Source organism: Mycobacterium sp. (assembly GCF_035506235.1).
Classification (GTDB): domain Bacteria; phylum Actinomycetota; class Actinomycetes; order Mycobacteriales; family Mycobacteriaceae; genus Mycobacterium.
In genome coordinates, this window is sequence record NZ_DATJPU010000201.1 from 1 (window position 1) to 5,194 (window position 5,194).

Annotated in this window: 3 protein-coding genes and 1 pseudogene; 2 read left to right on the top strand and 2 right to left on the bottom strand. The window is 66.6% G+C overall.

Translation table 11 applies throughout. The features are described from left to right. A partial coding sequence (locus VMD50_RS18840) for a hypothetical protein (protein ID WP_325429524.1) occupies nucleotides 1-217 on the bottom strand: 217 nt, incomplete at its 3' end. 456 nt (nucleotides 218-673) lie between these two features. Between VMD50_RS18840 and istA the strand changes: the two genes are divergently transcribed. Together istA and VMD50_RS18850 are read left to right on the top strand one after the other, a co-directional pair. Then, nucleotides 674-2,263 (top strand): IS21 family transposase, encoded by a 1,590-nt coding sequence (istA, locus tag VMD50_RS18845; protein ID WP_325429528.1) that lies wholly within the window; start codon nucleotides 674-676, stop codon nucleotides 2,261-2,263. Beyond that, nucleotides 2,260-2,622: pseudogene (locus tag VMD50_RS18850) on the top strand (ATP-binding protein); the annotation flags it as partial. The gene istA and the pseudogene VMD50_RS18850, both read left to right, overlap by 4 nt. Here the strand turns inward: VMD50_RS18850 and VMD50_RS18855 are convergent. Then, a complete protein-coding gene (locus VMD50_RS18855) occupies nucleotides 2,622-4,913 on the bottom strand; it encodes a recombinase family protein (protein WP_325429526.1) in 2,292 nt (763 codons plus the stop codon). The pseudogene VMD50_RS18850 and the gene VMD50_RS18855 overlap by 1 nt on opposite strands. Nucleotides 4,914-5,194: the final 281 nt, after the last annotated feature.

Sequence of the window (5,194 nt, forward strand, 5' to 3'; positions counted from 1 at the left end):
GCGCTCCGAGGCCGACCAGTGTCTCCAAAGCCATCCCTAGATACATTGGCAGCGACAAGCGTTCGTAGGCCCGACCGACGATGCGCCCTTTGGGCCGGCGCCACGCGTGCGAGACCCCGCGCAACACCATCAGACTCTCCCCAAAGGCGCCGAGCAGACCGATGCGCCTGGCCCAGACTTCGCACTGTTCAAGGGTCAGCACGTCGTACCGCTTCAAGACTTGCCATCCTGCTGAATGGTAGCGGGCTGGGTCCTTTACGGAGCGGCGGCGACCTGGGGCCGACCGGCGACGCAGGTTGTCGATGACAGGACTGGTGAAAGCGTGATGCGCTGGAAGTCAGGGCGGTCAGCACGGACGAGGTGCCCCCTTTTACGGCGGCGATAAAAGGTCAGCGCCCCTGGACCGGTGGCGCGTCGAGGGTCGTCACCGTGGCCAAGACTATCTCGCCGGGTCGCATCGCCCTCCCGTGGCCGTGACAGTCTGATTTGGCCCCAGGAGGACGGCTTGATTTGGCCCCGCCTGGATGGCGGGGGGTGTTGTTGTGGCGGTCTGATTTGGCCCCACTTCGGTGACACGCCGTGTTGGTTATGACGGCTTGATTTGGCCCCACCTCAGCGTGGTCGGTGTCCGGATGGTCCGGATTGCCGGTCACGGAGGTCAGGCGTGCGAAGGGTGTCGCGGGTGCAGCAGTTCGAGGCGATTCGGCGTGATCACCGGGTCGAGGGCCTCTCGATTCGGGGGTTGGCCGACAAGCACGGGGTGCATCGGCGCACGGTGCGTCAGGCGTTGGCCTCGGCGGTGCCGCCGACCCGCAAGACCGCTACGCGGATAGCGCCGCGGTTGGAGCCGTTCAAGGCGGCGATCGATGCCATGTTGCGCAGTGATCTGGATGCGCCGAAAAAGCAGCGTCATACTGCGCGGCGGGTCTTGGCTCGCTTGGTCGATGAGCATGGCGCACAGGGGTTGTCGTATTCGACGGTGCGTGATCATGTCCGCAAGCGCCGCCCGCAGATCCTGGCTGAGGCGGGCCGGCCGCTGGAGTTGGGGTATGTGCCCCAGACCCATGAACCCGGCGCTGAGGCCGAGGTCGACTTCCACGATCTGTGGGTGATTTTGGCCGGGGTGAAGACCAAGACCACGCTGTTCACGATGCGGTTGTCCTATTCGGCGCGGGCCGCGCACCGGGCCTCGATCACCGCTGGCCAGGAGGCGTTCCTGGAGGGCCACGAGTACGCCTTCGCCCGCTTCGGCGGTGTGCCGATCGACAAGGTCCGCTACGACAACCTCAACAGCGCGGTCACCCAGGTCCTCTTCGGGCGGTCCCGGGAGGAGAACGACCGCTGGATCGCGTTTCGCTCCCACTACGGGTTCGAGGCCTGGTACTGCCAGCCCGGCCGTGAGGGCAGCCACGAGAAGGGCGGGGTTGAAGGCGAGGGCGGGCGGTTTCGCCGCAACCACTGCGTGCCGATGCCGGTGGTCGACTCCATCGACGAACTCAACGCCCTGCTGGAGGCCGCCGACGACGCCGATGACGCCCGCCGGGTCGGCAACCGCTCGACCAGCGTGGCCCAGGACTGGGCGCTGGAGCGCACCCTGCTTCACCCGTTGCCAGCCGAGTCGTTCGACACCGCATTGACTTTGCTTCCGCGGGTGGACCGCTACGCCCAGGTGACGGTGCGCTGCAACCAGTACTCGGTGCCCGCCCGCTTCATCGGGCACCGGCTGCGGGTGAAGCTGTCGGCCTCGACGGTGACCGCCTATGACCGCAACCAGGTGGTGGCCCGCCACCAACGGGCCATCGGCAAGGGCGTCAAAGTCCTTGACCTGGATCATTATCTGGAGATTCTGCTGCGCAAGCCCGGCGCTCTGCCCGGGGCGACCGCACTGGCCCAGGCCCGGGCGGCCAAGGTTTTCACCGCCGACCACGACCGGTTCTGGGCCGCGGCCCGTAAAGCCCACGGGGACGCCGCAGGGACCCGCGCCCTAGTCGAGGTCCTGCTGTTGCACCGCCGCCTGGCTCACGCCGATGTGCTGGCCGGCATCACCGCCGCACTGGCAGTGGGCTCGACCAACCCCGATGTCGTTGCCCTAGAAGCCCGCAAGGCCGGCGAACACCGCTCCGCGCCCACCCCCGCCGCAGACGGCGAGCACGGCGCCCAAGTGGTCGAGCTGATCTCACGCCGCGCCGAGCTGCCCACCGACACCCGGCCGCTGCCCTGCATGGACAAATACGACGCCCTGCTCGGAAAGGAAAGCTCATGACCGCCCGCCACACCCTGACCGAGCCGGCCGCCACCGCCGCCATCGACCAGGGCTGCCGCATGCTGCGCCTGCCCACTATCCGCGACCGTTTCGCCGAGATCGCCGCCACCGCCGAACGCGAACACCAGACCTACCTGGGATACCTGGCCGAACTGGTCATCGCCGAGTGCGACGACCGTGACCACCGCCGCGCCGAACGCCGTATCCGCGACGCCGGCTTTCCCCGCCCGAAACGGTTGGAGGATTTCTCCTTTGACGCCAACCCCGCGATCAACCCCGCCCTCATCGGCCAACTCGCCAGCTGCGACTGGGTCAAAGCCGGCCACCCCCTGTGTTTGATCGGTGACTCCGGGGCTGGTTAACATTGCGCATTTCTCCTATCGGTTGTGTCGAACAGTCCAGTTTGGTCGGGTTTGACCTGGATACGCAGGCCTTTTCGGCGTCCGCGGTTGACGTGGACGGCCTGCAGTTGGCCGCGTTGGACCTTGTGCAACACGGTTTGTCGGGCGACGCCGAGGACTTTTGCGGCCTCGGCGAGTCCGAGCCAGCCCTCGGGTGCCTCGGGTTGGATTCTGTCGCGGAGGGCTTGATCGATGCGGATGCGCCACGGCGCTCCGGGGGTGATCTGTTCGGCGATGATGAAGCCGTCGCGGATCCATCGGTAGAGGGTTTCCTTGCTGACCCCGAGGATCTTTTCGGCTTCGGTGATGGTGACCACGACGGCATCATCGTCGCCGGGTCCGACATCGGGCTGGGCGGGCGGCTGGCAGACGGGGATGTCGTGTCCGGCGCGCAAGATCGCCACGCGTGCCCGGGTGAAGGGCAGCCCGGTGGCGGTGCGCCGTTTCTGTTTGGCCAGGATCGCCGCGATCGTGCGGTCGTCGTAGTGTTGTGCGAGTCGTCGTACCAGGGCAATAGTGTCCTCGGCGGTGATGCGCAGGTGCCCACCGAGCTTGTTCATTGGCATCGTGACATCGGTGACGGCCCCGCCTTGCCAGATGATGCGCAGGTCGGCGACGCGCCGCTGGCGGTGCACGGTAAGGCCGACCTCGGCGATCACGGCGCGGATAAGTTGTTTGCGTTCGCGCACTGTGGTGGTGGGTGCGTCGAAGATCGCGCGGATGTCGGCGCCGGCGGTGGTAACCCAGGCCAGTTCTTGGTCGGTCAACGCGACCGGGCGCCGGGCGCGTTGGGCGGCTAGATCGTTCTCGGCGGCGCGGACCGCGGCCAGTTTGGCTTCCAAGTTCTTCTCTAAAGTCCGCGCTACCAAACGGTTTTCCGGTTCGACATTGTCGAACTGGCGCAGCGCACGGTCGGCCTCGTAGCGGGCGCGTTCAACGGCCAGCTCGAACACCGCCAAATTGCGCCGATAGTTGGCCTCGGCCTCGGCCAGGGCTTGGGCGGTGGCGGTCAGCGCCGCAGGGGCCAGCACGTTGAACATCTCGTCGAGGACAGTGTTTTCTAGCCGGATGCCGCCGATGCTCTGGCAGACATGCTCGCCGGCATAGAGCTGTTTGGCGCGGCCGCACACGTAGCGTGGGCAGTTGCCCGTGGTGCCCGAGTAGCCGGTTTGCATGATCCGCCCGCAGCGCCCGCAGCGCAGCAGACCCTGCAACAGGGCCCGGCCTTCACGCACCGCGCCGCCGGCCAGTTCTCGGGGCCGGCGCCAGTTGCCGCGCAGCCGTGCAGCGTTGGCCTCATACGTCTCCCAGCTGATGTATCCGGGATGGTGATCGGGGATGAGTACCTCCCACTGCTCGCGCGGCAGCAGCCGCACCCGTGAGTGCACCGCCCCGGTTCCCGGGCCGACGCGTTTTTCGGTGCGGGTGCGGCCGAACACAAACGCCCCGGCGTAGGCGGGGTTGGTCAACAAGTCATGCACCGCCGGGTAGGTCGCCGGCGCCCAGGTGATGCGCTGGGAGCCGTTGCGCCGCCGCGGCAACAGCACTCCGTCTTCGCGCAGCCGGATCAGCACCTGCCGCGCCGAGCCGAGTTCGTCGAAGCGGCGGAACACCGCGATGATTGCCTCGCGCACCGCCTCATCCGGGGTGAGTATCACCCGGTTGTCCTCGTCGTAGTCCAGGCCAACCGGAAGACCCTGTCGCAGTTCGCCTTTGGCTGCCTTGTGTTTCAACCCCGCGGTCAGGCGGGATTTGATCAGGTGCAGCTCTGCCTCTGACATCGTGCCTTTGAGCCCGAGCACGAGTCGGTCATTGAAGTCGGCCGGGTGATAGACGCCGTCGGCGTCGGCGATCAGGGTATCGGTGATGGCACACAAATCCAGCAGCTGGTACCAGTCGGCGTTGTTGCGGGCCAGCCGCGACACCTCGATGCCCAGCACGATCCCGACCTTGCCCAGCCCGACGTCGGCGACCAGCTCCTTGAACCCGAGCCGCCCGTCGGTCTGCGCCCCGGAGCGGCCCAAGTCGACGTCGATCACTACCACCTGGTGGGCAGGCCATCCCAGCGCGACGGCTCGTTCCCGCAATTCATATTGGCGGGCAAGGGATTCGGTGTGTTGAACCATCTGCGTCGGGGTGGACTGCCGCACATACACATACGCGTCCCGAGCTCGATGCAAGGCGGTGATCTTGTCGGTCGTCAACAACAACGCGGGCGCCGACACGCCCGGCTGAACGGTGTCACGCATCGCCGGCCTCCACCGCGACGCAGCTATCAGGGCCGACCAAAGCTCCTTTGGCGATCATGCGGGCCAGCAGCGCTAACACCTGGCCGCGGCTTTCCTCTGGCAAGGTCTGCCACCGACAACCCGCCACCGGCAAATCGAACAGACCCAGCGAAAGCTGGCATGGGCCAGCTACTCTCAATACGCGCAAGTTGGTTCACCTCTCCTGTAATCGTGGGCGCGATCAGGGACGAGGTGAACCTACTTGCCCTTTATCAACTAATCGCGCAACGCGCGACTCGAAA